This is a genomic window from Pimelobacter simplex, assembly GCF_900114845.1.
Lineage (GTDB): Bacteria > Actinomycetota > Actinomycetes > Propionibacteriales > Nocardioidaceae > Nocardioides > Nocardioides simplex.
Genome location: NZ_FOUK01000003.1, coordinates 474,872 through 496,582, shown reverse-complemented (window position 1 = coordinate 496,582; position 21,711 = coordinate 474,872). Strand labels below are relative to the sequence as shown.

Below are 21,711 nucleotides of genomic sequence, written 5' to 3'. Positions count from 1 at the left end.
GCTACTGACCCCGGGCGCGACGCCGCCCAGCCGTGCACCGTCGAGGCGGGTCACGTCTGGGCGTTGTTGGGGATCCACCTCTCCCTCACGCGAGGGGCGGAGGCGGAGGAGCAGTGCGCGCGGCCGGGCTGCGGCGCGATGCGGTACGTCGTCGATCGGGGCCGTCGGACGGCCTAGACGGTGGCCGCCGCGGTGTTACCCTGAAGTCGTGGGGCCCGCCTCCGTACCACGGGGGGACGGGGCCCCACACTCACTTCTAGGGCTGGACGAGCGGCACGGCGTGCACCCGGCCACTGGCGAAGATCCACAGGCCGGCGACGAGGTACTTGCGTCGGTCGACGTTGAAGTCGACGAGCTCGTCGATCAGCCCGCCGGGTAGCGCCTGGTCGCCGAGGTCGACGATGAAGTTCTCCTTGGTGACGCCCTGCCGTGCGGCCCGGCTCATCGCGTCGACGAGGCGGCCGTGGATGGTGGCGGCCCGGGCTTTGGTGGACTTCAGCTCGACCGGCAGCCGTTCGCGGCTGGTCCAGAAGAAGTCGTTGGTGGGCAGCGCGGGGTCCTTGGGGATCCACTCGATGTCCTCGCCGGCGTCGAGGAACCGCTCGACGAACTCGACCTCGTGGGGCTTGAGGATGTCGCCGCCGAAGTCGAGGGGGAGCGCTCCCTGCCGCTGGGCCCAGTACTCGCGGGCCTCCCACGGCTCGACGTCCACCGGCGGCGGACCGAACCGGGCGAGCGCGGCTTCGCGGTACGACGGCGGCGGCTCGTCGCTCACGTCGCTGCCCGGCGCGCCCGGCCGACCGTCCCCGCCACCGCCGGCGGCGCCGCCCTTGCTCGGCGGGCTGGCCGGCACCTGGGAGTCGCGCCACCCGTCGGCGTGCCGGGTCGTCGTCCACGCCTCCATCGGGAAGTCCCCGGCAGCCCAGGCCCGGTAGCCGTCCTTGCCGAGGATGGCCTTCTGGTCGGCGACCGACAGGCCGGCGAAGTGCTCCTCGGCCGACGGCAACCAGGACAGGTCGACCGAGCCGTCTTCCTCCCGCACGACCGGCACCCGGCCGCACCGGCCGGACGGGTGGTCGTTCGGGCCCGGGACCTCGAGGTCGAACACCTGGCCGTGCATCGCCAGGCACGAGCGGCAGGTCCGTGACCCGAGGTGTGCCGCCCACACCCAGCCGGCGAGGAGGTCGGCGTGCGCCTGCTGGGTGACCCGCTCGCCTTCGCGGTAGGCGTCGAGGGTCTCGGTCCGCGCGATGTTCTGCGCCCGCGCGCGGCCGAAGTTCATGTGGTCCTCGGCCCGGGACACCATCCGTGCCGCGGTCTGGCGGGGGTTGTCGCCGGCCGCGACGCCGCGGGTGAGCTCGCCGAGCACGATCGCGTACGTCTCGTCGGCGAGCGGGAGGGCGGTCGAGGTGACCTGCTGCGTCGTACGCCGGACGATGGCGTCGAGGGCCGCGGTCGGCACCTCGCGGTGCGGCAGTGGCCGGGACAGGCGCTGGGCGGCGATCAGCTCGACGGTGCCGGTCTGCGCCTGGGCGAGGACGTCGGCGAGGTCGTTGGTGATCGTGATGCCGAGGTTGGTAGCGAGGGTGTCGAGGCGGTCCGCGATCGCGGCGAGCACGCGGGCGAACCGCTCGTAGCGCACGACGGCGGTGGCGTTGACGCGGCCGACGTCGCTCAGGATGACGGTGAGGACGTCGAGGAGGTCGGCCGAGACCTCGGACCACGCGGCCGCCCAGGCCTGCGCGATCTGGGCGTCCTGGGCGTTGGCCAGCTCGGCGAGCGCCGCGGCGAGCGCGACCTCGACGGCGTAGGGGCTGGGCTGCTCGGGGGTGCCGGTCGTCATCGAGCAGCGCTCCGATCAGCCGTCGGCCGGCACGACGGTGCGGCGGCTCCCGCACTCGTCGCAGTAGCGCTGTTCCTGCAGGTGCATCCGAGCTCCGTGCCGTACGACGACCCACACGATCCACCCGGAAGGCAGGGCGCACCTCGTGCACCAGTGCCCGGGCTCGGTCTGCAGGATCTCGACGGCGACGCCGACGACACGGTGCTGATCGGCCACGGTCAGGCTGCCTCGCGCTGGCGGGCAATCGCTGCGGCCGCGGCCTCGATCCGCGGATCGACGAAGTTGCCCTGCTCGTCGGTGACGGCCTTGAGGACCTCGTCGACGTCCTTGACCCGCAGCGCGGTGAGGAGCAGCCGTAGCGTCTCCAACCCGGGAACCACGCCGGTGCTGTCGGCTGCGACGATCGCCTCGATCATCTTCAGCGGGTCGAGCTCGTTGAGGTCGGGCCATTCGACGACCACGGTCTTCTCGACGTCGCCGGCGAGCGTGACGACCTGCCGGTTGCCGACCTGCTGCACGACGCCGCGGAGCGGCCCCTGCGGTGCCTTCACCGCCTGATCGACGGCGTACGCGGCGAGCTGCTGGAGCACCGCTCCCCACAGCTCGCGCCGCATCCCCATCTCGAGGATCGTGGGCTGCTCCAGCGTCTCCGCGACTGCCCGCGCGCCCGTCGTACCGGGATCCGAGAGCAGCGTGGTGACCGGGAGCCCGAGCCCGGCCGCGGCCAGGGCGGCGAGCGGGCGCCCGGAGTCGCTGTCGATCGTCGCGCCGGTCTTCGGGATCGCCTCGAGGTTCGCGCCCGGTCCCATCGCGGCCACGCCGCCTGCGTCTGAGCCACCGATCGGCGGGACGTCCGCGGGCAGCGCGGACTGCATCCGGGCCACCGCGCTGCGGACCTTTGGCGCCCGGTCCCCGGTGAGCTTCCACGCGAACTTCGACAGCGCCTTGCATAGGCGCGCCCAGTCGGTCAGGAAGCCCTCGTACGCGCGTGCCCACGGCAGGGAGGCGTAGACGTCGGGGACGCCCCACTTCCAGCCGTCGAGCCGATTCACCGGGACGTGCAGGATCGGGACGTCCCACTGGACCGGGATGCCGTCGATCGACTTCGGCCGCGTGGCCGGCCAGAACCCGAGCGCCGGGTGGAACACGCGCCGCGTCTCCGGGCGCAGACGGGTGAGGCCGGAGTAGCCGCGCTCGACGACCGTGGCGTTGTACTCGCGGAGGTAGAACCAGGGGTCGTCGCGGTCATCGGGGTTGTTGACGACGTCGAGGATCTCCTCGAACGGGGTGGACCGGACCTGCACCCGCCCGGTCAGCTGGTTGGTGAAGCAGGCGATGAAGACCTGGCCGTCGGTACCGAGCGCCCGCTCGAGCTCCTCTTGGGCCTGCGAGCTGGTCAACGCCTTCTGGTTCGACTCGTCGTCCCACCACGCCTGGACGACCGCGTTGACATCCTGGCCAGCGTCCTCGCCAGCGGCACGAGCCTGGACGGTGACGCCCTGCCCCCAGATGTAGCCGGCGCGGAGCTGGATGCCGCGCTTGATCAGCGGCGACGCGACGGCCATGACGCGGCAGTTGCGGGTCACGCGCTGGAGGCCCTGCCGGGAGAACTCCTCGAGCAGCTTCGTGGAGGCCCGCTCCCAGCCGACGTCCTCGGCGGCGAGCTCGAGGTCAGCGAGGCGCTCGCGGAGCAGCGAGTTGTCGCTGTTGAGCGCCGCGACCTCGGTCAGCAGGTCGACGGTGTCGGGGACGGAGCCCTGGGGCCAGTCGGGCACGGCGGATCACCTGCCTCTCACGCTCGATCAGTTTGTGTCGGAACCCCGGCTTAGGGTCGGGGAGATCGGTGCCGGCGAACGGCGCCCCTAACGGAAGGAACAACCATGGCCGTGAAGGTCACCACCACCGAGGTAAGCGCCGGCACGAGCACCTACACCGTCGTCACGCACGACGACGGCGTGGACTTTCTCATCGACGATGGCCACCTGATGGTGTTTGACAAGGCCGGTGATCGAGCGGCCGGCTACGCGCCCGCGACCTGGCGCAGTGCAGTCGTTGCTGATTCTCAGTAGGGCGTGATGCTGAAGGCGTCGAGCTCGGGCTCGAGGTCTTCGCCCGTCACGACCTGGCTAATCAGGAGGGGCTGGAGCAACAGCCGGTTCAGGCCCTGCGACAGCGCGTCGACGTCGTCGTCGTGGGCGGCGGTCGGGAAGCCGGCGGCCTCCTCGATGACGTCGTCGGCCCACGGCGCGAGCTCGCTCGAGGGGAGCCAGACGTTCCCAGCCTCGACGAGCGGGGAGACGGCCGCGGCGCGGGCTTCCTTCCCGCCGTCGGGCTCGACGGGCACGATCCCGCCGATGCTGTTGGACAGCATCGCGATCACGGCCGGCCCGTTGGCCTTGTCCTCGACGAGCTTCAGCGTGGCCTGTGGCCATCGGGCGGCGAGCCGGCGGAACGCGGCGAGGGTCTCGACGAAGTCCATCCGGCCGTGGACCCGGTCGAGGAGGTAGGCGTTCGCGCCGCGGCGGCCCCAGACCTGGCCGGAGACGTAGTCGGTGCCCTCGGTCTTCTTGAAGGTGAGGTCCCAGGAGATCAGCAGGTCGTCGAACCCGGTCACGATCCGGGAGCCGTCCTCACGGACCAGCCAGAGCGGCTCGTCGTACCGCTGCCACCAGGTGCGCTTCAGGATCGTTCCCTCGGCCGGCGCCGGCCGGCCCTGGTAGAGCGCGTTCCAGGCGCGGGACCCGACCTCACGGATCTTCTTCAGCCAGTCCTTCACCGTCCGGCCGCGCGCGGAGACCATGAACTCGCCGGGCTCGCGGCCGAGCACGTCGATCTCGCCCTTCTCCGGGTCGTGGTCGGCCTGGGCCGGGATGTTGAGGGCCGCCCACTCGTCGGCGAACTCCTTCTGGAGCCAGCCGGCCATGTCGTCCTCGCGCCACCGGGTCTGGATCAGCACGACCGGCGCGCCCGGAGCGAGGCGGGGGAGCGCGACCTCGCGCCAGAAGTCCTCGACGGTCTGCTTCCAGGCCTTGGAGTCGGCCTGCTTCGCGTCCTTGTACGGGTCGTCGATGATCAGCACGTCGACGGGCCGCGAGGTCAGGCCGCCCTCGACGCCGACGCACACGACGCCGCCGGCGTAGCCGAGCAGCTCGAACTCGTCCTGGCGCTGGGAGGACTGGGAGAGCGTGAGGCCGAGCTCGGGGTGCTCGCGGAGGATGTCGCGGATCCGGCGGCCGAAGCGGCGGGCGACGTCCTTGCCGTAGGACACGATCGCGATCCGCAGGTTGGGGTTGCCATGGAGCAGCCACAGGGGGAACCACACCGAGGTGCGCTGGCTCTTGCCCTCCTGCGGGGGCATGTTGATGATCTGCCGCTCGCAGTCGCCGTCGCGGACCGCGACGAGACGTGCGTCGATGGCGTCGAGGGCGGGGGTCTGGATGGTGGTGCGGTCGAGGGCCTGGGCCATCTCGCCCGGCGTCTTCCATGGGCGCTGCCGCAGCTCGGGGGCGAGCTGGGTGCGGATCATCTCGACCATCAGGTCGGGGGCGGTGGTCATCCAACACCACCCACTTCCCCGAATCCACGACGTTCTGTCGGACCCCCCTGAGAGGGTGCTCGCATGAGCGAAGAGAACAACAACATGCCCGAGCCGAGCGACGACTACCTGGCGGAGAGGGCGGCTGCCCAGCCGGATCCGGTGCTGGGCCTTCTCGCCGACTCGATCATGGCCGGAGACAGTTCGCTGCAGGTCACGTTGACCGTCGGAGGGTCCCTCGTCACGGGTGTCCTGGTCAGCCGTACCAAGTGGATCAACGACCTGATGGATCACTACGGCGAGGCCGTGGCCTACATGGACGGCTTCGCGCGGGCGTGGAGCAAGATGGATGCGGAGGCGGAGCAGAACCCGGCCGAGCCGGCGTACGCCGGCTTCCTGCACCTCGTCGAGGCACGCGTGGTCTCTCCGGCGGGATTCCTGCCGAACGGAGACCCAGGGGCGTTCTGGCGTGGTCGGCTGAGCGAGGTCCAGGGCTGGTCGCTTGGCGTGCTGCAGGCCACCTGAGTCAACGCCGCCGAAATCTCAAGAACCCGTGTGCACCAGTGTCTGGGCATACGGGTTCTTGATGTGAAGATAACACCTCGCTGCGCGGACCAGCGACAGGTCGACGAGGTCAGGGCTCCAGCGTCATGCCCCGGCCGGTGTCGCGGACCGTGCCGACCCGGTTGCCCTGGGCGTCGTAGACGACGCCGTCCGACGCGGCGATCCGCTGCCGCATGGCGTCGCGCTGCTCGGCCCGCTCCTGCTCGGCGCGCCGCCGCTCCTCCGCGGCCCGCTGCTGCTCCGCCCGGGCCGCGGCCGCCCGCTCGGCCTCCTCGCGCTCCTCGCGCTCACGGGTGGCGGCCTTGACGGCGTCGTAGAGCTCGGCCATCTCGCGCTGCGCGTCGTCGTACGCCGCGCGGGCGCGCTGCCAGCGCTCGATCTGCTCCACGGTGGCCTCGATCTCGACCCCGAACGTCGAGACGACGGAGTAGTCCGGGAACCGCTCGTCCTCGTGGATCTTGATCGTGGTCATGCGCCGATCCTCCCACCACGCTGACCGCTTCGCCGCTCGACAGCGCGTCGCAGCACGTCCGGCCACGACACCACCTGCACCCCGCCCCGCGCGCCCTCGACCCACCGGCACGCGATCCCGATGTCGTCGCCCCGCGCGATCCACACCCTGATCGTCGGCGCGCTGATCGGCCGGCCCGTGATCTCCGCCGCCGCGTCGGCCGCCGCCTGCAGCGTGCACCAGCCCGTCTCGTCCGTCCCGCCGACCAGCGACGACCGGACCGCCGTCGCGTACTCGGCCACGGAGTACTCCTTCCGGCAGCCCGGGCACTCCCACGACCGGCCGGCGCCCGGGTCGTCGAGCCCGCCTTGGCTTTCCTTCCACGCCCGCGAGCACGCGCCGCACGGCGTACGGGCCTCGGCGACCAGCGACGCCGGGAGCGCGGCCGCCGCCTTCACCTCGTCGACGCGCGGGCCGCCGAGCTCGGGGTACGACGCGAGCACCCGCAGCCAGTCCTGCGCCGCGGCTCGCCGGACCAGCGCGGCCTGGAGCCGCCGGCGCGCCGGCGTGCGGTGCCGGCATCGCTTCGGGTCACGGAACCGGCGGACCAGCTCGTCGCCGCACTCGAAGCACTCGACGCCGCGCTCGGGCTCGCGCTCGTCGTGGAGCGCGCGTTCGATCTGCGCGCGCAGGGACCGGATCTCGCGGGTGAAGGCGAGGAAGTCGGGGCCGTCGGTGCGCTGGGCGATGTCGGGGAGGTGGTCGCGGAGGTACGCGATCGCGCTGCTGATGGTGGGCCGGCGGTACCCGGCGATCTTCTGCCCCCACCGTGCGGTCTTCGGGGGCCGGCTGGTGCCGGCCTGGTCGAGGAAGGTCCGGTAGACGTCCTCCCAGTGGGCAAGCACGGCGAGCGGCGGTACGGCGTCGGCGCGGCGGTGGTCGTCGCGGTAGGTGCGGGACACGAGGACGGCGTCGAGGCGGACGGTGGGGCCGATGAGGACCTGGGCGTCGCCGCCCGGGATCGGTGCCGCGGCGACGAGCTTGCCGTCGTGGCCGGCCTCGAGCGCTTCGGCCGACAGGGCGGCGTACCCGGCCTGGGTGTCGGCGAGGTCGTTGTCGACCTTGCCCTGGCACTCGGGGCAGGTCTGGGGCTGGGCGGTGGTGGCGTGCTCGCGGCCGCAGAGCGCGCAGTGTCGTTCCTCGCAGGGGGCGCAGCCGCGGTGGCCGGGGCAGGTGTGGTCGCTGGCGCAGTCGGGGAGGTGGGGCGTGGCGCCGCGGGGGCCGTGGGCGACGCGGTAGCGCAGGGTGCGGTCGTAGTGGCAGCTCGGGGTCAGGGTCACAGGTCCTCCTGGTCGGCTCGGTTCTGGTCGGCGTGGTCGAGGTCGTCGACGTTGGCGGGGCAGCAGAGCATGTGCTCGCCGGCGTCGCATCCGGGTTCTCCGGTGCAGATGGCCGGGGTGTCTGGGTGGGGCTCGCACAGCGCGCGGGGCCGGTCGCGCTGGGCGTCGACCTCGTCAGCGAGCCGTGCCCACAGCTCGGCGTCAGCGGGCGACGGCGCCCTGCACGAGCAGCGGCAGTCGCCGGCGGTGCAGGCGCCGTGGTCGGGCTCGCGCCAGGTCGTGACGGTCCACGGGTTCCGGTTCCCGGCGCAGGCCGAGCACGGGCGGCCCGGGGCGAAGTCGGCCATCGCGCGTGCGTGGTCGCGGAACCGCTCCAGGTCGCCGGTCACGGTCGCTCCTCGAGCGTGGTGATGACGAACGCGCCGTCGTCGGTCTCTCGCGCCGCGGCGACAGCGAGCCCAGTGGCGGGGTCAATGAACACACGCTGCTGGTGGCCGGACAGGTCGAGGTCGCCCCAGAAGATCGACGGGATGACGTCGCAGCCGTGGCGCCGCGGCCGGTAGGGCTGCTCCTGGCCGGCGTCGGTGCTCGACCAGATCCGTCCTGCCGCGAGGTCCTGCCGGAGCTGGTCGACGAGCCGGTCGCGATTGCGTCGCGCCGCGTCGAGGAGGTCGGCGGCCATCTGCTGGCGGAACGCGTCCATGTCGAAGTCGCTCACGCTGCACCGCCGATCGCGTCCGGCCCGCCCGTGCTGTTCGTCGCACCGAGCAGCTCGAGGAAGGCCCGCACCACCGCGTCCCGGTCCGCCGGCAGCAGCTGCACCCTCCCGGCCAGCACCTCCAGCGCACCGAGGAACGCCGCGGTCACCATCTGCGCCCGCGCCTGCTCGAGCTCGACGTGCCGCTCCGCGATCCCGAGCCGCGCCATCGTGTCGCCGGCCTTGAGGAGCTTGTCGAGCAGCCGGTCGAGGAGCGTGACCTCGGCGCGAAGCTGGGTCATGTCCTTGCCGCCGGCGATGCTCGTGTTGAGGTCGTTGACGCGGCCGCCGACGACGTCGGCCATGTGCTCGAGCGCGCCGGCGGTGCGGGCGAGGAGGTCGACGGGGTCCTTGATCGGGTCCTGGCCGGCGAGGCCGGGCCAGAGCTTGCGGATCTCCTCGTCCGCCTGGCGCTCGGTCTCTCGCTGGGCGGCAGCGGCGACGGCCTGGGGCGACTTGCCGCCATGGGCGGCGCAGACCTCCTGACCCTTGACGGGTTGGGCGCCGCAGGGTCCCTTGTGGCGCTTGGAGTGCGCGGTGCACTTCGTGTGGACCTGACCGCAGCGGTCGCACGGCGGGCGGGACGAGGCGGTCATCGGTGGAGGCCTCCGGTTCTGCTGAATGGGTCGGACCCGGTCGGTACGGTCAGCGCCATGACGGAAGACCCCTCGTTCTGGGACTGGCTCTGGTTCACCGCGCTCGACGGCATCGGGGGCGGGCTGCTCGGTGGTGCGATCGCCGCGTGGGCCCTCAGCCGGACGATCCGACATGAGCGGAGGCTTCGAGACGAGGAGCGTCGCAACGCCGAGGTGGACACGCTTCGGCAGCAGGTCCTCCAGTTCCGCGAGGTGGTGCACGACGCGGTGTTCACACTCGACCGAGACAACGCCGCAGACCTCCTGCGGATCCGGATCCAAATCTCGCAGGCGACACACGCATGTCGTGCCGTGGCGCGTGTCCCCGCTCCTGGCCTTTCTGCCCTGTTGGACGAGTTCAACCGCGAGTTCACCCGCATCGCCAGTGCGGACGAGATCGATTGGCTCGCGTTCGATCTCCTGACCGCCGCGATCCACGCGCACGCCTTCATCTGGATCGGCAACCCGGAAGTGTTCGAGGGCGACGACCGGCCGTCTCTGTACGACCCCGTCGAGGACGAGATGGCCGAAGAGCAGGAAGCCGAGGAGCTGGGCGCCGAGTCGGCAGACTGACCCTCGGGGCGCCTAGCCATGCTCGCCGCCGTCCCGCACGCGGCGAGCGCGCTGCTCGACCACCTTGGCGGCGTGGTGCACGCCGTCCCACCAGCCGTCTCGGTACCGGTAGGACCGGGTGTCCTTGCGCGGGGGCATGTCGTGGTCTCGGAACAGCTCCGCGCTGATCTTCTTGAGCTCGTCCGCCGCGACCTCCTGCGCGGCCACCGCGAGCCGGTCGTCGATGTCGCGTACGACCTGGCCCGCGACCGTGCCGCTGACGAGCCGGTCGCCGACGTGCAGCCGGACCTCGCCGGTCGGGTGGCGCCGGAGGTCGCTCAGGAACAGGTGCTCGCTCAGCCTGGCCCGGTCGGACGGCTCGGGAGCGGGCGCGTCGGCCTCCAGCTCCTTCGCGCGAGCCACAACACGAGCGGCGACCTCGTCGCTGACGGATGCGCGCAGAGCCACGGCTTCCGGGGTGCCGAACGACGACCGCTCGACCAGCGCCGTCATCGTGCTGTCGGTCGCCACGGGCAGGTCGGCCGGGTGCTCGTCGAGCAGCGCGCGGAGGGCGGCCACCGACACCGAGACGCAATCCAGGTCGACCTGCCGCCCCCGCTTGTCCGCCTCTGCGAGGTCGTCCTCGTCGTAGGAGTGCCCGCGGCCCTCCTCGCCGCAGCCGTACTGCTGCCGCTCGGCGTACCGCAGCCCACAGTCCAGGCACCGGACGTCGGCCCGCTCCGACCGGGCGCCTCGGTCGGCGGCCTCGGCTATCGCCTTGTCGAGCAGCGCGGCGAGCGCGGCGTGCAGGCCGGTCATCGCTCATCCTTCCGCCGGGTCTCGTAGGAGCGGATCTCGTCCGGGTTCAGGCCGTAGTGCACCGCCCGCTCCCAGACGATCTCGGCGGACTCACTGTGGTTACGGACGCTGGCCCAATCAGCCGCCTCCTGGCCAGCGAGACCCTGGGCGAGGGCATCGAGCAGGAACGCGCTCCTGGCGTGGCCGAGGAACTGGCCAAGCGCGAAGTCGAGCCGCGCGCCGACCTCCTGGTCGCCCACGACCTCGGCGAACGCGAGGTGCCACGCCTGAGCCTGCGCATAGTGGTAGCGCACCAGGCGGTCCAGGGGGACGGTCTCGCCCTCGCCGGGGTGTGGCTCGATCTCGTGGGCGTAGCGGGTCTCAGGCATGGGTGTCTCCTTCGTGGACGGCGGCGCCGTCGGTCGTAGTGGTGGCGGTCGGCTGGTCGGCGGCGCAGCGCAGGCACCACATGTGGTCGATGAGCCCCGCGACGACCAGCGACCCGATGCCGGGGTCGACGCGGCGCTGGTGGCCGCAGGCCAGGTCGACGGGCAAGAGCTCGAGGCGAGCCCGGTGCTCGGCCGGCGGGTGCGCTGTCGGCTCGGGCTGCGGTGTCGCGCAGGTCCCGTCGCAGTAGCTGCTGAGCATGCCGTCGCACATGGTCAGGCACCTTCCGCGGCGACGGCGCCAGCCACGACGCGGAGCACGCGCGCGACCGTCTGCTTCGTGTGGCTCCCGCCCGGCTCGTCTCCGCCGTCGAGGCGCTGCGCTGCGGCGAGGAGCATCGAGGCGTCGGTGTCGTTCGGGCCCTTGAACGGGTGCCGGGCCGCGCCGACGAGGGCATCGAGGGTCGCGCGCTGGTCGGCGACCTTCCGCGCCAGGTCGTTCCGGTTCTCCTCGACGTCGCGCAGCTGGAGCCGCAGCGCCTCGAGCTGGGCGAGCAGCGCGGTGGCCGACGCCGACCGGGCAGTGAGGACCTGCCCGCCCGACTCCCGACCACGCTTCCGAGCGTCACCCACCATCCCGCCACGGGCCACGCCCAAGAGGTGACCAGGGCCGTCGCCCGGCGCATCGGGTCGGAGGCCGTCGACGTCGTCGTGGTGCTCGGGGTCGGTGGCGTTGAGGGCGGTCTCGATGAGGTTGCGGTCTCGGAGTCGGGTGCGTCCTCGGCGGGTGGTGATCCAGCCGCGGCGGCTGGCGGATCGGAGGTGGTTCCGGATCGTCTGGTCGTTGAGGTCGGCGGTGTTGCGCATGAGCTGTGCGAGGTCGGTGGTGGGGTGCCACTGGTCGTCGTCGAGGAGGTCGAGGATCGCGATCCAGGCGGGGCGGCAGCGGGGGGTGAGGAGCCACTGGCTGCCGGTGCTGAAGCCGGGCGGTGGGTGGTGCTCGTCCTGCCGGGGGGACGCACTGGCGAGTGCGTCCCTGGAGGGCTCGCTGAGTGCGTCCCCCTCGTAAGAGTGGGGGACGTGGGACGCACTCGACTCGCGGGGTGCCCTGGCGCCGGTCGGGACGCAGTCAGGGACGCACTCAGGGACGCAGTCGTTGGGCTGGTTGGTGGGGTCAGGCGACGTGGTCATCTTCGGCCTCTCGGTACAGGGCGATGGAGTGGTGGAGTCGGGAGTTCCGGGCTCCGGGGATGGTGGAGATGAAGCCCTCGGTGACGAGGAGCTTGAGGGCGTGGCGGAGGTAGGTGCCCTTGCCGGCGACGTCGTTCTCGATGTCGCGCTGGGTGCACTGGTCGTTGTCTTCGACGTAGCGGCTGATGGCCTCCATGAGCTTGGTGGGGCGGAAGGTGCCGTCGTCGTTCTTGGGGGCTTCCTCGCGGGCGATGGACCAGTTGGTGATGCCGTGGGTCTCGGAGCGGGTGGAGTCGAGGGTGAGGGTGCCGGCGTAGCCGCCGCCGGAGGCCTTGCGGAGTTCGCCGGCGGTGTCCTTCTCGATGCGGAGGGTGATGCGGCCGATCTGGCCGGGGGCGGGCTGGGTGCGGGCTTCGGCGCGGAGGTAGGTGCCGCGGATCATGCGCTTCTTCGCGATGGACCCGATGGCGTAGCCGCTGGTTCGGGCCTCGGTCGACTTGGGGAGGTGGTCGATGGTGATGACGCAGGAGCCCGCGTCGGCTGGTCGGGTGCAGAGGAGCCGCATGACGCCGGAGATCTCGTCGCCGTCGTTGGTGTTGGCGCCGAGCATGGGGATCGCTTCGCCGATGGAGTCGATGAGGACGACGTCGGGGGCGTGGCGGACGACGTCGTCGATGGCGGCGCGGAGCTCGGGGCCGTCTTCGGGCTGGTAGTAGCGGAAGCGGGTGGAGTCGGCGATGTGCTCGAGGCGGGCGCCGAGGAGGAGGAGGCGGGCGGCGGTGTGGTTGGGGCCGTTGTGGTCGACGTCGACCATGGCGGCGGTGTCGCCGGCGTTGAGGGCTTCGACGATGGCGGCTTGGGCGAGCCAGGTCTTGCCGCACTCGGGGTCCCCGAAGATGCCGTTGACCTTGCCGGCGTAGAAGAGGGCGGCGCCGTCGACGCGGCGGCAGACGGTGGGCGGGTCGACGACGGGCGGGGTGCCGCCGTTGACCCAGGAGAGGTCGATGAGGCCGGTGCCGTTGTGGGTGGCGGGGCCCCAGCGGGTGACGATCTGCTCGAGCTCTTCGTAGGCGGTCTCGACCTGCATCGTGACGCTGCTGGGGTCGCCGGTGCGGGCGAGCTGGAGGAAGCGTTGGCCGATGGTGGCGACGCCGCGGAGGCGGGCGGTGTCGCGGACGATGGTGGCGTAGTGGCCGGCGTTCGCGGGGATGGCGCAGGCCTGCATGAGGTCGTGGAGGTAGGTGGCGCCGCCGATGCGCTGGATGTCGCCGGTGCGGATGAGGTGGTCGGCGACGAGGACGGCGTCGACGGTGCGGCCGGTGTCGGCGAGGTCGTGGACGGCGTGCCAGACGGTGGCGTGTTCGGGCCAGTAGAAGTCGGCGGCGGTGAGCTCGTCGCGGAGTTCAGGGATGAGGGTGGGCTCGAGGAGGAGGGCTCCGAGCACGGCGCGTTCGGCGTCGCGGGACGCGACGGGGCGTCGGTCGTCGAACGGCTTGTCGTAGTCAGGGTCGAAGGGCGGCTCGTCGGTCCCGGTGGGGTGGTCGACGGCGTGGAGGTGGTGACGGGGTGGGGTTCCGTCGGCGCTCACGGTGTCGGTGGCTCCTTCGCCTGGTGGTGGTCGGGGTGGTGGTCGGGGGAGGGGTGGTGCCTGGCCCGGGGCAGGTACGCCTGGCCGGAAAGGTGCGGCGTCGTGGGCGTCCTTCGAGGAACAGTTCGGGGACTCGTTGACCCCGGGCCAGGTGGTCTCAGGCGGCGGGGCCGGGGAAGTCGGGGTTGTCGATGAGGGCGTCCTCGTCCTGGTCGTCCTGGTCGTCCTCGTGCTCGTCGTCGTCTGGGTCGTCCGGCTCGGCGGCGCTGCTGGTGGTGCTCACGGAGAACGGGTCCTCGAGGCCGCTGCGGTCGGCGTGCACCGCGGCGCTCTCGATCTGGCCGCAGCGGTCGCAGACCGGGCCGTGCTCGGAGTCGTCGATCGAGAGGGTCGAGGAGAGGTAGGGGTGTGGCTCGTGGCGGGCGCCGGCCTCGACGACGGCGGCGAGGTGGGGCTCGGTGGGGCCGTCGCCGTACTCGAGGGTGGGGGCTTCGCCGGCGGCGAGCTGGCGCTCGTAGTGGAAGGACCGGGCGAGGTTGCGGAGGTGCTCCTCGGTGGTGGAGTCGGGGGCCGGCTCGATGGTGAGGATGGACAGGGAGACGGCCTCGTCGCCGCTGCGCTTCTCCGAGCGGGACTCGGCGACGAGCTCAACGACGGCGAGCACCTTCTTGCCGAGCTGGTCGTGGCAGCGCTTGGCGAGGTCCTCGGTGATGCCGGTGTTGCTGGTGCCCTTGGAGGCGATCTTGGCGGTGGTGGTCATGCGGGTGGTGCTCCTTCGGTGGTTGGTGAGGACGGATCTCGGTGGGTCAGAACGGGGGCTCGTCGGTGGCCGGCGGGGTGTCCCAGCCGGCGTTCGTCGAGGTGGCGGCCGTGCGCTGCTGGGCGCCCTGGGCGGGCCGTGCGGCCGCGGGGACCTTGGCGATGGTGGGGAACTTGATCTCGAGCGAGGTGCCCTTGCCGCCGTCGCGGGTCTCGTACTCGCGCTGGTAGATGCGACCGGTGACCAGCACCCGGTCGCCTCGGCGGAAGGCCTCCGCGGCGGGCTCGGCAGCCTGCTCCCAGAGGGAGACGTTGACGAAGATCTGCTCGAGGTTCTCGTAGGAGCCGTCGTCGAGGCGGCGGGAGTCGTTGGCGGCGACGCGCATGGAGCAGACGGGCTTGCCTGCGGGGGTGAAGCGGAGCTCGGGGTCGGCGACGAGGCGGCCGTCGATGGTGATGGTGGGCAGCAAGGGGGTGTTCCTCTCGGGTCAGGCGGAAGGGGTGGGGGAGCTGGTGGCGTGGGCGGCGGCGAACTTCTCGACGAGAGCGCGCGCGGGGAGGCCGCGGTGCATTGCGGGGAGGTGGCCAGCAGCGATGGCCCAGAGCTTGATCTCGGCCGCGGTGGTGTGAAGGTCGGCGATGCGCTGCTTGAGCGTTCTGGCGTTGTCGGCGCCTTGGCGGGCCTTGGCGGGGCGGCGCTCGATGTCGGCCTTGGCCATCACGGACTGGACGACCTTGAGCCCGATCCCGAGGCGCTGGCCCACCTCGATCTGGGTGAGGTTCTCGTCGACGTAGAGCCGGCGGACCTGCTCGACCAGGTCCGCCGAGCGGGGGACGGGGGCGCCGCGTCGCGGGACGCCGTGCTCCTCGAGGAGCCGGCCGATGGTCGGCGCGCTGCAGCCGTGGGCCGCGGCGATCTCGCCGGTGGTCTGGCCGGCCCGGTACGCGGCGACGATCTGCTCGGCGGGGAGCACCATCCGCTCTGGCCCGGAGCGACGCTGCGGGGTCGCCGGCGTCGGCCGGGGTGCCGCGGCGTCGACAGCAGGCGTCGCCGGCGGGGGCGGCGCGGGCGGCGCGGCTGGGGTGAGCTCGGCGAGCAGGTGGAGCGCCTCGAGGGCCGCGACGACCGCCGCGCGCGCGGCCGCAACGGCGGGGTGCGGGTGGCTGGCCGTCGAGCGCAGGAGCTGCCCGGCGTGGTCGACCTGGGCGTCGAGGATCTGGCTGGCGGTCGGGCGGGAGGGGGCCGGCGGTTGGCGATTCTCGACCGGCTTGGAGGGGCCGCCGGCGACGACAGGGCGCGTCTCCTGCGCCGCCGGCGGGTTCTTCCCCTGGGTGGTGGAGGAACCAGCGCCGGGAGCCCTGCCCGGTGTGCTTCGCACGTCGCTGGTCGATGTCGCCCGCGGTGCGCTACTCCGCGTCGTGGGCTTGCCCTGCTTCCCCTCCGTGGGCAGCTCGGTGGTCGCCGGCTTGGTGGGGGCCGGCGCAGGAGTCGGTGCTGGTCGTTTCGTGGTGGTCGCTCGGGCGGCCTTCTCGGCGGCCTGCTGCGCCTCCTCGGCCGCCGCGCGGCGGGCGGCGCCTTCGGCGCGCGTGATGGCCGCGCGGGCGCACTGCGGGCACCGGCCGTCGTCGTCGAGCTCGCGGCCCTTGCGCTTGCAGTCGGCACACCAGGGCTGGTGGGCCGCGCGGATCGTGCTGGTGTCGCGGGGGAGGTCGACGGGCGGCATGTCGGTGTAGTTGCCGCCGGTGGTGGCGTTGCCGAGGACCTGGACCATCAGAACAGCACTCCCTCGGCCCGGGTTGGCTCCTCGACTACCGACACGGTGGGCGTCGGGCCAGTGAGCGGGGTGACGGCGATCCGGGCGCCCGTGGCGGCGTCGGCGTAGCGCTTCACCCCGTGCAGATCGACGACCTGGCAGTCGTCGAGGTACACGCCGGCGGCCTTGAGGGCGTCCAGAACGGTGCGCTCGAGCTTGTCGGTGTCCGGCTTCTTGTCGGCGTACGACGGCGCGGTCGGCTTGAGCCGGCTGGCGTTCTTCCCGGTGCCGTAGTGGTAGCGGGGCCGGGCGAGGAAGAACTCGATGCTGACGCGCACGGGCCCGGCGATCGGGGTCCAGCCGTCAGGCAGCGCCTCTTGGGTGGCGCCGGCGACGGCCTGCCACCAGGGCCGCACCTTGCTGCTGGACTCGACCATGCGGGCGCGGCCGTTGACGACGAACGCGCGCTTGGATCCAGCGGGCGCGGGGGTCCCGACGGCGTGGATGGTGAGGGTGGTCATCGGCGGGTGTCCTCTCGGTCGAGCCAGACGATGAGGGGGAGGGCGGTGGCGAGGACCGCGACGATCAGGGAGCCGACGATGAAGTACTCGTTCACGGCGCACCGCCCGTCGAGTCGGCGGCGGTGTCGAGGTAGCGCCAGGTGATGACGGTGACCTCCTGGTCGACGGCGCCGCCCATGTGCTTGGTGAAGAACGCGACGAACGCGCGGGCAAGCGCGCCACGGGCGGGCCAGTCGAGCGGCAGGAACTCGCGGAGGTCGGCGGCCGTGAACCCCTCGCGGGCGACGGCGTCGTCGGTGATCGCGTTCAGGGGCTCGCGGCGGGTGGCGACGACCTCGACGTCGACGATCCGCACGAGGGGCTCGCCGGCCTTGCGGCCCATGACCTTCTCGCAGAGGGTGAGCCGGTCGCCGGGGCGGAGCATGGTCCAGCCGCCGCGGCGGGTCTCGGTCTTGCGGCGCTCGATGACGGCGTCCTTGGTGAGCGTCACGGACATCAGGCGCGGCATCAGAAGAGCACCGCCTGCGTGGTGGAGACGAGCACGACGGAGGGCGGTGCCGCGTCCTCGCCGTCCTCGACGCGCTGCTCGACGCGGGCCGCGTCGTACGCCTCGGCCTGCCACGGTGGCGCGACCGGCGCGCCCGCGGCCGGGTATCGCGCTGAGTCGCGCCAGATCACGCGCCCGGACGGCAGCTCGACGACCTGCATCGCGGGGATCCCGAGGCCGACGACGGCACCTGCCCACCGAGCGGCCTGCATGACCGCGGCACGGGCATCCCGCTTCGGCTTCCAGCGTGCCTTCGCGGCACCGTTCTCCATCGGCTCCCAGTAGTGCCTGGTGGTTGGGTACGGGCACCCGGGCAGATGTCCGTCGCGCGCGATGGGGCAGGTGCAGGCGTCGGCGTGGCTCCACGACTGCATCTGGTAGGTCGCTCGCTCGTCGGGGATGTCGACCAGGTGCTCGCTCACCGGGTCACCTCCGGGAACTCGTCCCAGGTGCGTCCGTCGAGCTCGCGGCCGGCGGCCCTCTTGTTCATGCGGATCATCTGGTCGGGCTGGTCGGTCGCGTTGGCGAGGCCGTAGGAGCCCCACTGCTTGAAGTGGAACGCGACGCTCGCCCGCACGCACTGATCGCGTAGGGAACGCACCCAGGCCGGCTGCATCGGCCGGGCGCCGCGGCCGGACTCGCCGCCGACGATCACCCAGTCCAGGTCGGCGGCGTAGTTGGGGTCCGCGCAGCTGCACGGGCACCCGAGCCAGGTGCGCAGCTCGACGGGCCCGAGGAGCGGCTCCATCGAGAGGAACCTGACCGCGGCCGGCGTGGCGAGCAGCGCGGGGATCCGGATGTCGGCCCACTGCTGGTTCTCGACCGAGACGCCGAGCCAGACGTTCGACAGCGGCCACGGCAGATCGTCCGGGTTCGGCGTGCTGGCTGGCAGGACGCCGTTCGAGCAGAGGCGGTTTCGCTCGTTGAACGCGACGTTGCGGACCGCGTCCTCGAACGAGAGCCAGCCGTTCGGCGTGTCGATCAGTCGCCGCTCGTTGAGGAGCGCCCGCATCCGCCCGTGGCGCTTCGTGAGGAGCTGGAAGGTGTGCTGGCCGGCCAGCGCCATGACGGCGAACACGCGGACGATGAACTCGTCCGAGATCTCGTCGTGGAACAGGTCGCTCATGCTGTTGACGAAGATCCGCCGCGGCCGTGTCCACCGCAGCGGCTGCTCGAGCTTGGTCGGCCGGAGCACGACGTCGAAGCCCTGCTCGTAGTAGTGGCCGGGCGTGCCGCGGAACCGCTCGGCCAGGGTCTCGGCGTAGCAGTGGTCGCACCCGGGCGACACCTTCGTGCAGCCCGTGACCGGGTTCCAGGTGGCGTCGGTCCACTCGATGTTGCTGCGGTCGCTCATGGCGTCACCGACCGGGCGTTGCCGACGGGAGCGTGCACACCGAGCTCGTGCCACACCGGGTGGCAGCCGTCGTCGGCCAGCTCGGGCTCGCCGGTGAGGATCCGCAGGACCTCCGCACGCATGGCCTCGGCGCCGTCGCGGAAGACAGGCCGGTCGATCGCGGTGACCTGGAGGTCCTCGACCTGGGCGACGACGCGGTCGACGGCGGGCGCGGCGATGGTGCGGGCGGCGGTACGGCGGGCGCTGAACCAGAGGCGCTTCATCGAGCCACCCCCAGAACGCGCGCGGCCTGCTCGACCTGGTTCCAGAGAGTGTGGTCGCCTCCCCGTCGATCGGGGTGCGCGATCTTCCGAGCGGCTCGCCTGACCTCGAACGCGACTGCGGGGTCGTCGAGGATGTCGCGAACCGTGCGGTCGCGCAGCGGTCCCTCGTTGCCGATGGCGATCCGCTCGAGCAGCTCGGCGGCCTCAGTTCGGGTCATGTGCGACGCGGGCATCGCGGTGCCGGCACCGATCGCCTTGAAGCCGGTGTACTGCTCACCGCGCTTCGTCACGCCGTACCGGTCGACCATCCGCAGCGCCTCGAGGCCCTTCGCGATGGCATAGAGGTTGTGCTGCCACGGGTGGGCCATGGTGTCGCGCCGACGACGGTTCGCTCCGGTGCCGACGTACGCCCAGGAGGGTCCGCGGACGAACGCGTCGGTCGCGTAGGCGAGCGGGCCGACGTTCGAGTCGAAGGCGAGTCGCACCCCGGGGCTCTTCGCCTTGGCATCCGAACGGAGCAAACCGTCGAGGCGGATCTGGCGCTCCTCGACGTCGACCTCGACGACGACGTTCTCGGCGTCGAGGTGGTCAAGCTCGCGCCCGAGCAGATCCAGGACGTCGGAGTACGTCACGGTGAACCGCGACGCTTCGTGCTGGCCGGTGAAGGCGGTGCGGTCGCTGATGGGCCGGACGGTGTACTTCATCGGGTGCTCCTCTCGTGGGTGAGCCCCGCGGGCTCGATCGGGTACTGGCCGCCGCACGCCGCCTTCCACTGCCGGCGCACCGAGCGGACGAGCTCGTAGTGCGCGCGGCCGCGGTTGCCCGCGATGAGCAGCTCGACGGTGGTGCGGATGCCGACCTCGCGCTGGGCGTCGATCACTGCCTGGGTGATCTCGTCGTCGGACTCGGTGGTGTCGATCGGCACCACGACCAGCGGACGGTCGACACGTCGCGCCAGGGCGCTCACGCCGGCACCGTCTGGCCGGAGTAGTGACGCTGCAGACCGAGGTAGGTCGGCCAGCCGGGGTCAACGCCGTCGTGCTCGATGCCCTTCTTGTCGAAGTACTCCCGCAGCCCGTCCGCCTGCTGCCGGCGCCACTTCACCTGCTCGGCGTGCAGCGCCGGGAGCGTCATGCCGGGGAACTTCCTGATGTGCTTGGCCATCAGCCTGGGGAAGATCCGGGCCGCGGCGATCGCGTCCGCCGTCGCGTCGTGCTCACCGGCGTGCACGACGCCGTAGTGCTCGCACACCTGAGCGAGCTTCCGCCCGCCCTTGCGGTAGGGGTCGGCGAACTTGTCGAGCACGAAGACGTCGACGATCGGCGTGACCTTGCCCATCCCCAGGCGGTCGAGCAGGGTCGGCTGGCCGCGGCGCATGTTCTCGGCCTCGAGGAGCGTCATGTCGTACGCCGCGTTGAACGCGACCACCGGCATGCCCTGACCGAGCCAGCGGGCGATGCGGCCGGAGACCTCGAACAGCATCTGCTCGGGCGTGTGGGTGGCGTTGGCGATGGCGTGCTCCCGGGTGATGCCGTGGACCTCGCTCGCCTCGACGGGGATGTCGATGCCGGGGTCGACGAGGTAGGTCGCGGTGACGGGGCGCTGCCCGGGGTGGAGCTCGACGAGCGCGGCCTGGACGATGCGCTCGTTGAGCGGGTCGACGCCGGTGGACTCGGTGTCGAAGGCGAGGACCGGGAAGCCCGCCCACTTCGCGGCGGCGCTCACGCCGCGTGGCCCGTCTGGAGCTGGGTCAGATAGTGCTGCAGCTCGGCCGCCGAGGCGGAGTCACACGTCAGCCCGCCCATGACCTGCGCGAAGTGGTCCTGCACGTCGGGGAGCGTCATGCCCTGCTGCCCGGCCTCGGTGACGATGCGCTGCCAGATCGCGTCGGCGTCCGGGCCCGGGTCGGCGACCGGCGTGTCGTCGCCGACGACCTCGCCCTCGACGGCGCCGTCCTCGTCGACGGCCTGCTCAGCGGGCGCGGCGGCGGCCGCGGGGTCGGGGAGCTCGGCCGCGCGCCTCACCAGGTGCTCGTTGAGGCCCTGGGTCATGTGTCCGGCGGCGTTCGCCTGCCGCCAGAGCTCGCGGATCTCCTCGGCGTCGGTCGCCTCGGCGGCGAGCGCGACGTAGTCCGGGCCCGCCGCTGCGAGCGCCGGCGCGCTGGTGACCGGACCACCCGCGAGCGCCGGGGCGGCGACGCGCCCGTGCCCGGCCATGAGCTGCGCCGGCGTCACGTCGATCTCGATGATGGGGACCATGTAGTGCCGGGTCTCGGGCTGGCCCGTGCTCTCGTTGCGGCCGACGGACGTGCGCTGCTCGAGGGCGAGCCAGCCGTTGACGTAGCCGCCGGCCTGGGCGAGGAACTCGGCCACGTCGGGGAGTTCCAGGGCGGCGTTCCAGCCGTGGGTCTCCACGCGCCACACGCCGATGCCCTCGACGTCGCGCAGGACGACGTTGAGGCGGGTGGTGGGCTTCTTCAGGGCCTCGATGTGCTGGGGGTCGTCGGGGTCGCAGGGCTCGTCGGTGAGGACGTTGTGCTGGCCGTCGCAGCGGTGCTGGCAGCCGGCGCGGGACCAGGTCTCGTACCACTGGGTGACGGGCTGCGGCGGGACCATGATGGGGAGGCGGGCCGAGGCGGTGACGACTTCCCACTGCGGGGAGCCGCCGGGCGGGGTCCACTCGGCGACGTCGCCGCCGTAGAGCTCGGCGACCTTCTCGAGGAGCGGCTTGGACGCGGAGGTGAGGCGGAAGCGGTCGAGCTTGACGGGCTTGACGCCCTCGGAGCCGTCGCGGCGGGTGAAGGCCTGCTTCTGGCCGAGGCGGATGCGGCCGAGCTCGCGGGCGCGCTTCTGGATGTCGAGGATGGGCATGGT

Annotated in this window: 29 protein-coding genes; 3 read left to right on the top strand and 26 right to left on the bottom strand. The window is 72.2% G+C overall.

The features are described 5' to 3' along the window. Positions 1-256 precede the first annotated feature (256 nt). From BM223_RS15185 to BM223_RS15175, 3 genes are read right to left on the bottom strand one after another with little or no spacing between them, the layout of a single operon-like run. Positions 257-1,843, bottom strand: coding sequence for a phage minor head protein (locus BM223_RS15185; protein WP_038679444.1), 1,587 nt, complete (start codon positions 1,841-1,843; stop codon positions 257-259). Positions 1,844-1,858: 15 nt separating this feature from the next. Further along, complete coding sequence (locus tag BM223_RS15180) at positions 1,859-2,059, bottom strand: hypothetical protein (protein WP_038679443.1); 201 nt, start codon at positions 2,057-2,059, stop codon at positions 1,859-1,861. Positions 2,060-2,061: 2 nt separating this feature from the next. After that, the gene (locus tag BM223_RS15175) at positions 2,062-3,618 is read right to left on the bottom strand and encodes a hypothetical protein (protein WP_038679441.1); all 1,557 of its coding nucleotides are present in this window, start codon (positions 3,616-3,618) and stop codon (positions 2,062-2,064) included. Between the two features lie 105 nt (positions 3,619-3,723). Between BM223_RS15175 and BM223_RS15170 the strand changes: the two genes are divergently transcribed. Beyond that, positions 3,724-3,912 (top strand): hypothetical protein, encoded by a 189-nt coding sequence (locus tag BM223_RS15170; protein WP_038679440.1) that lies wholly within the window; start codon positions 3,724-3,726, stop codon positions 3,910-3,912. On the opposite strand, the gene terL is transcribed toward BM223_RS15170, so the two are convergent. Then, positions 3,906-5,399: a phage terminase large subunit gene (gene terL / locus BM223_RS15165; protein ID WP_235318923.1), complete on the bottom strand. Its 1,494-nt coding sequence runs from the start codon at positions 5,397-5,399 to the stop codon at positions 3,906-3,908. The two genes, BM223_RS15170 and terL, sit on opposite strands and share 7 nt — an antisense overlap. Positions 5,400-5,462: 63 nt before the next feature. On the opposite strand from terL, the gene BM223_RS15160 reads away from it, so the two are divergent. Beyond that, positions 5,463-5,903 (top strand): hypothetical protein, encoded by a 441-nt coding sequence (locus tag BM223_RS15160; RefSeq protein WP_038679439.1) that lies wholly within the window; start codon positions 5,463-5,465, stop codon positions 5,901-5,903. A 109-nt stretch (positions 5,904-6,012) separates the two neighbouring features. Here the strand turns inward: BM223_RS15160 and BM223_RS15155 are convergent, their stop codons facing one another. Genes BM223_RS15155 through BM223_RS15135 form a run of 5 tightly spaced genes read right to left on the bottom strand, consistent with a single transcriptional unit; the run spans position 6,013 to position 9,086 of the window. Next, on the bottom strand, positions 6,013-6,414 hold the full coding sequence (locus BM223_RS15155) for a hypothetical protein (protein WP_038679437.1): 402 nt from the start codon (positions 6,412-6,414) through the stop codon (positions 6,013-6,015). Further along, positions 6,411-7,733: a hypothetical protein gene (locus BM223_RS15150; protein WP_038679436.1), complete on the bottom strand. Its 1,323-nt coding sequence runs from the start codon at positions 7,731-7,733 to the stop codon at positions 6,411-6,413. Before BM223_RS15150 ends, BM223_RS15155 begins: the two co-directional genes overlap by 4 nt. Continuing rightward, positions 7,730-8,122: a hypothetical protein gene (locus BM223_RS15145; protein ID WP_038679434.1), complete on the bottom strand. Its 393-nt coding sequence runs from the start codon at positions 8,120-8,122 to the stop codon at positions 7,730-7,732. The genes BM223_RS15150 and BM223_RS15145 overlap by 4 nt, the downstream gene beginning before the upstream one ends. Further along, a complete protein-coding gene (locus tag BM223_RS15140) occupies positions 8,119-8,451 on the bottom strand; it encodes a hypothetical protein (protein WP_038679432.1) in 333 nt (110 codons plus the stop codon). Before BM223_RS15140 ends, BM223_RS15145 begins: the two co-directional genes overlap by 4 nt. Then, positions 8,448-9,086, bottom strand: coding sequence for a hypothetical protein (locus BM223_RS15135; RefSeq protein ID WP_038679430.1), 639 nt, complete (start codon positions 9,084-9,086; stop codon positions 8,448-8,450). The genes BM223_RS15140 and BM223_RS15135 overlap by 4 nt, the downstream gene beginning before the upstream one ends. Before the next feature lie 57 nt (positions 9,087-9,143). On the opposite strand from BM223_RS15135, the gene BM223_RS15130 reads away from it, so the two are divergent. After that, positions 9,144-9,698 (top strand): hypothetical protein, encoded by a 555-nt coding sequence (locus BM223_RS15130; protein ID WP_038679428.1) that lies wholly within the window; start codon positions 9,144-9,146, stop codon positions 9,696-9,698. A 12-nt stretch (positions 9,699-9,710) separates the two neighbouring features. Here BM223_RS15130 and BM223_RS15125 read toward each other — a convergent pair whose 3' ends face one another. The 17 genes from BM223_RS15125 to BM223_RS29025 all read right to left on the bottom strand — a co-directional run bounded on the left by BM223_RS15125 (position 9,711) and on the right by BM223_RS29025 (position 21,708). Further along, positions 9,711-10,496: a hypothetical protein gene (locus tag BM223_RS15125; protein WP_038679425.1), complete on the bottom strand. Its 786-nt coding sequence runs from the start codon at positions 10,494-10,496 to the stop codon at positions 9,711-9,713. Then, positions 10,493-10,864 (bottom strand): hypothetical protein, encoded by a 372-nt coding sequence (locus BM223_RS15120; protein ID WP_038679424.1) that lies wholly within the window; start codon positions 10,862-10,864, stop codon positions 10,493-10,495. Before BM223_RS15120 ends, BM223_RS15125 begins: the two co-directional genes overlap by 4 nt. Next, positions 10,857-11,135: a hypothetical protein gene (locus BM223_RS15115; RefSeq protein WP_038679422.1), complete on the bottom strand. Its 279-nt coding sequence runs from the start codon at positions 11,133-11,135 to the stop codon at positions 10,857-10,859. The genes BM223_RS15120 and BM223_RS15115 overlap by 8 nt, the downstream gene beginning before the upstream one ends. A gap of 2 nt (positions 11,136-11,137) precedes the next feature. Further along, positions 11,138-12,052, bottom strand: coding sequence for a hypothetical protein (locus BM223_RS15110; protein WP_038679420.1), 915 nt, complete (start codon positions 12,050-12,052; stop codon positions 11,138-11,140). After that, entirely contained in the window at positions 12,036-13,640 is a 1,605-nt protein-coding gene (locus BM223_RS15105) for a DnaB-like helicase N-terminal domain-containing protein (RefSeq protein WP_052138712.1), read from the bottom strand. Before BM223_RS15105 ends, BM223_RS15110 begins: the two co-directional genes overlap by 17 nt. 157 nt (positions 13,641-13,797) lie before the next feature. After that, positions 13,798-14,400 carry a hypothetical protein gene (locus BM223_RS15100; RefSeq protein ID WP_038679418.1) on the bottom strand — a complete coding sequence of 201 codons (603 nt, stop codon included), beginning with the start codon at positions 14,398-14,400 and terminating at the stop codon, positions 13,798-13,800. 46 nt (positions 14,401-14,446) lie between these two features. Next, a complete protein-coding gene (locus BM223_RS15095; RefSeq protein WP_038679416.1) occupies positions 14,447-14,869 on the bottom strand; it encodes a single-stranded DNA-binding protein in 423 nt (140 codons plus the stop codon). Positions 14,870-14,887: 18 nt separating this feature from the next. Continuing rightward, positions 14,888-16,171, bottom strand: a complete 1,284-nt coding sequence (locus BM223_RS15090; RefSeq protein ID WP_052138711.1) for a MerR family transcriptional regulator — start codon at positions 16,169-16,171, stop codon at positions 14,888-14,890. Further along, positions 16,171-16,674 carry a RusA family crossover junction endodeoxyribonuclease gene (locus tag BM223_RS15085; protein ID WP_052138709.1) on the bottom strand — a complete coding sequence of 168 codons (504 nt, stop codon included), beginning with the start codon at positions 16,672-16,674 and terminating at the stop codon, positions 16,171-16,173. The genes BM223_RS15090 and BM223_RS15085 overlap by 1 nt, the downstream gene beginning before the upstream one ends. 91 nt (positions 16,675-16,765) lie before the next feature. Next, entirely contained in the window at positions 16,766-17,170 is a 405-nt protein-coding gene (locus BM223_RS15080; RefSeq protein ID WP_144405062.1) for an ASCH domain-containing protein, read from the bottom strand. Between the two features lie 11 nt (positions 17,171-17,181). Further along, complete coding sequence (locus tag BM223_RS15075; protein ID WP_038679414.1) at positions 17,182-17,643, bottom strand: hypothetical protein; 462 nt, start codon at positions 17,641-17,643, stop codon at positions 17,182-17,184. Next, entirely contained in the window at positions 17,640-18,575 is a 936-nt protein-coding gene (locus tag BM223_RS15070) for a DUF5131 family protein (RefSeq protein WP_038679412.1), read from the bottom strand. The genes BM223_RS15075 and BM223_RS15070 overlap by 4 nt, the downstream gene beginning before the upstream one ends. Beyond that, on the bottom strand, positions 18,572-18,838 hold the full coding sequence (locus BM223_RS15065) for a hypothetical protein (RefSeq protein ID WP_038679410.1): 267 nt from the start codon (positions 18,836-18,838) through the stop codon (positions 18,572-18,574). The genes BM223_RS15070 and BM223_RS15065 overlap by 4 nt, the downstream gene beginning before the upstream one ends. After that, positions 18,835-19,542, bottom strand: a complete 708-nt coding sequence (locus BM223_RS15060) for a hypothetical protein (RefSeq protein ID WP_038679408.1) — start codon at positions 19,540-19,542, stop codon at positions 18,835-18,837. Before BM223_RS15060 ends, BM223_RS15065 begins: the two co-directional genes overlap by 4 nt. Next, positions 19,539-19,805: a hypothetical protein gene (locus BM223_RS15055; protein ID WP_038679406.1), complete on the bottom strand. Its 267-nt coding sequence runs from the start codon at positions 19,803-19,805 to the stop codon at positions 19,539-19,541. Before BM223_RS15055 ends, BM223_RS15060 begins: the two co-directional genes overlap by 4 nt. After that, a complete protein-coding gene (locus BM223_RS15050) occupies positions 19,802-20,563 on the bottom strand; it encodes an exonuclease domain-containing protein (RefSeq protein WP_052138707.1) in 762 nt (253 codons plus the stop codon). The genes BM223_RS15055 and BM223_RS15050 overlap by 4 nt, the downstream gene beginning before the upstream one ends. Next, the gene (locus tag BM223_RS29025; RefSeq protein WP_038679405.1) at positions 20,560-21,708 is read right to left on the bottom strand and encodes a recombination directionality factor; all 1,149 of its coding nucleotides are present in this window, start codon (positions 21,706-21,708) and stop codon (positions 20,560-20,562) included. The genes BM223_RS15050 and BM223_RS29025 overlap by 4 nt, the downstream gene beginning before the upstream one ends. Positions 21,709-21,711 lie beyond the last annotated feature (3 nt).

Coding starts and splice junctions, on each gene's coding strand:
- BM223_RS15185 (WP_038679444.1), bottom strand. CDS start 1,843: ATGACGACCGGCACCCCCGAGCAGCCCAGCCCCTACGCCGTCGAGGTC.
- BM223_RS15170 (WP_038679440.1), top strand. CDS start 3,724: ATGGCCGTGAAGGTCACCACCACCGAGGTAAGCGCCGGCACGAGCACC.
- terL (WP_235318923.1), bottom strand. CDS start 5,399: ATGACCACCGCCCCCGACCTGATGGTCGAGATGATCCGCACCCAGCTC.
- BM223_RS15160 (WP_038679439.1), top strand. CDS start 5,463: ATGAGCGAAGAGAACAACAACATGCCCGAGCCGAGCGACGACTACCTG.
- BM223_RS15155 (WP_038679437.1), bottom strand. CDS start 6,414: ATGACCACGATCAAGATCCACGAGGACGAGCGGTTCCCGGACTACTCC.
- BM223_RS15135 (WP_038679430.1), bottom strand. CDS start 9,086: ATGACCGCCTCGTCCCGCCCGCCGTGCGACCGCTGCGGTCAGGTCCAC.
- BM223_RS15130 (WP_038679428.1), top strand. CDS start 9,144: ATGACGGAAGACCCCTCGTTCTGGGACTGGCTCTGGTTCACCGCGCTC.
- BM223_RS15125 (WP_038679425.1), bottom strand. CDS start 10,496: ATGACCGGCCTGCACGCCGCGCTCGCCGCGCTGCTCGACAAGGCGATA.
- BM223_RS15120 (WP_038679424.1), bottom strand. CDS start 10,864: ATGCCTGAGACCCGCTACGCCCACGAGATCGAGCCACACCCCGGCGAG.
- BM223_RS15115 (WP_038679422.1), bottom strand. CDS start 11,135: ATGTGCGACGGCATGCTCAGCAGCTACTGCGACGGGACCTGCGCGACA.
- BM223_RS15110 (WP_038679420.1), bottom strand. CDS start 12,052: ATGACCACGTCGCCTGACCCCACCAACCAGCCCAACGACTGCGTCCCT.
- BM223_RS15100 (WP_038679418.1), bottom strand. CDS start 14,400: ATGACCACCACCGCCAAGATCGCCTCCAAGGGCACCAGCAACACCGGC.
- BM223_RS15090 (WP_052138711.1), bottom strand. CDS start 16,171: ATGGTCCAGGTCCTCGGCAACGCCACCACCGGCGGCAACTACACCGAC.
- BM223_RS15085 (WP_052138709.1), bottom strand. CDS start 16,674: ATGACCACCCTCACCATCCACGCCGTCGGGACCCCCGCGCCCGCTGGA.
- BM223_RS15080 (WP_144405062.1), bottom strand. CDS start 17,170: ATGTCCGTGACGCTCACCAAGGACGCCGTCATCGAGCGCCGCAAGACC.
- BM223_RS15070 (WP_038679412.1), bottom strand. CDS start 18,575: ATGAGCGACCGCAGCAACATCGAGTGGACCGACGCCACCTGGAACCCG.
- BM223_RS15065 (WP_038679410.1), bottom strand. CDS start 18,838: ATGAAGCGCCTCTGGTTCAGCGCCCGCCGTACCGCCGCCCGCACCATC.
- BM223_RS15060 (WP_038679408.1), bottom strand. CDS start 19,542: ATGAAGTACACCGTCCGGCCCATCAGCGACCGCACCGCCTTCACCGGC.
- BM223_RS29025 (WP_038679405.1), bottom strand. CDS start 21,708: ATGCCCATCCTCGACATCCAGAAGCGCGCCCGCGAGCTCGGCCGCATC.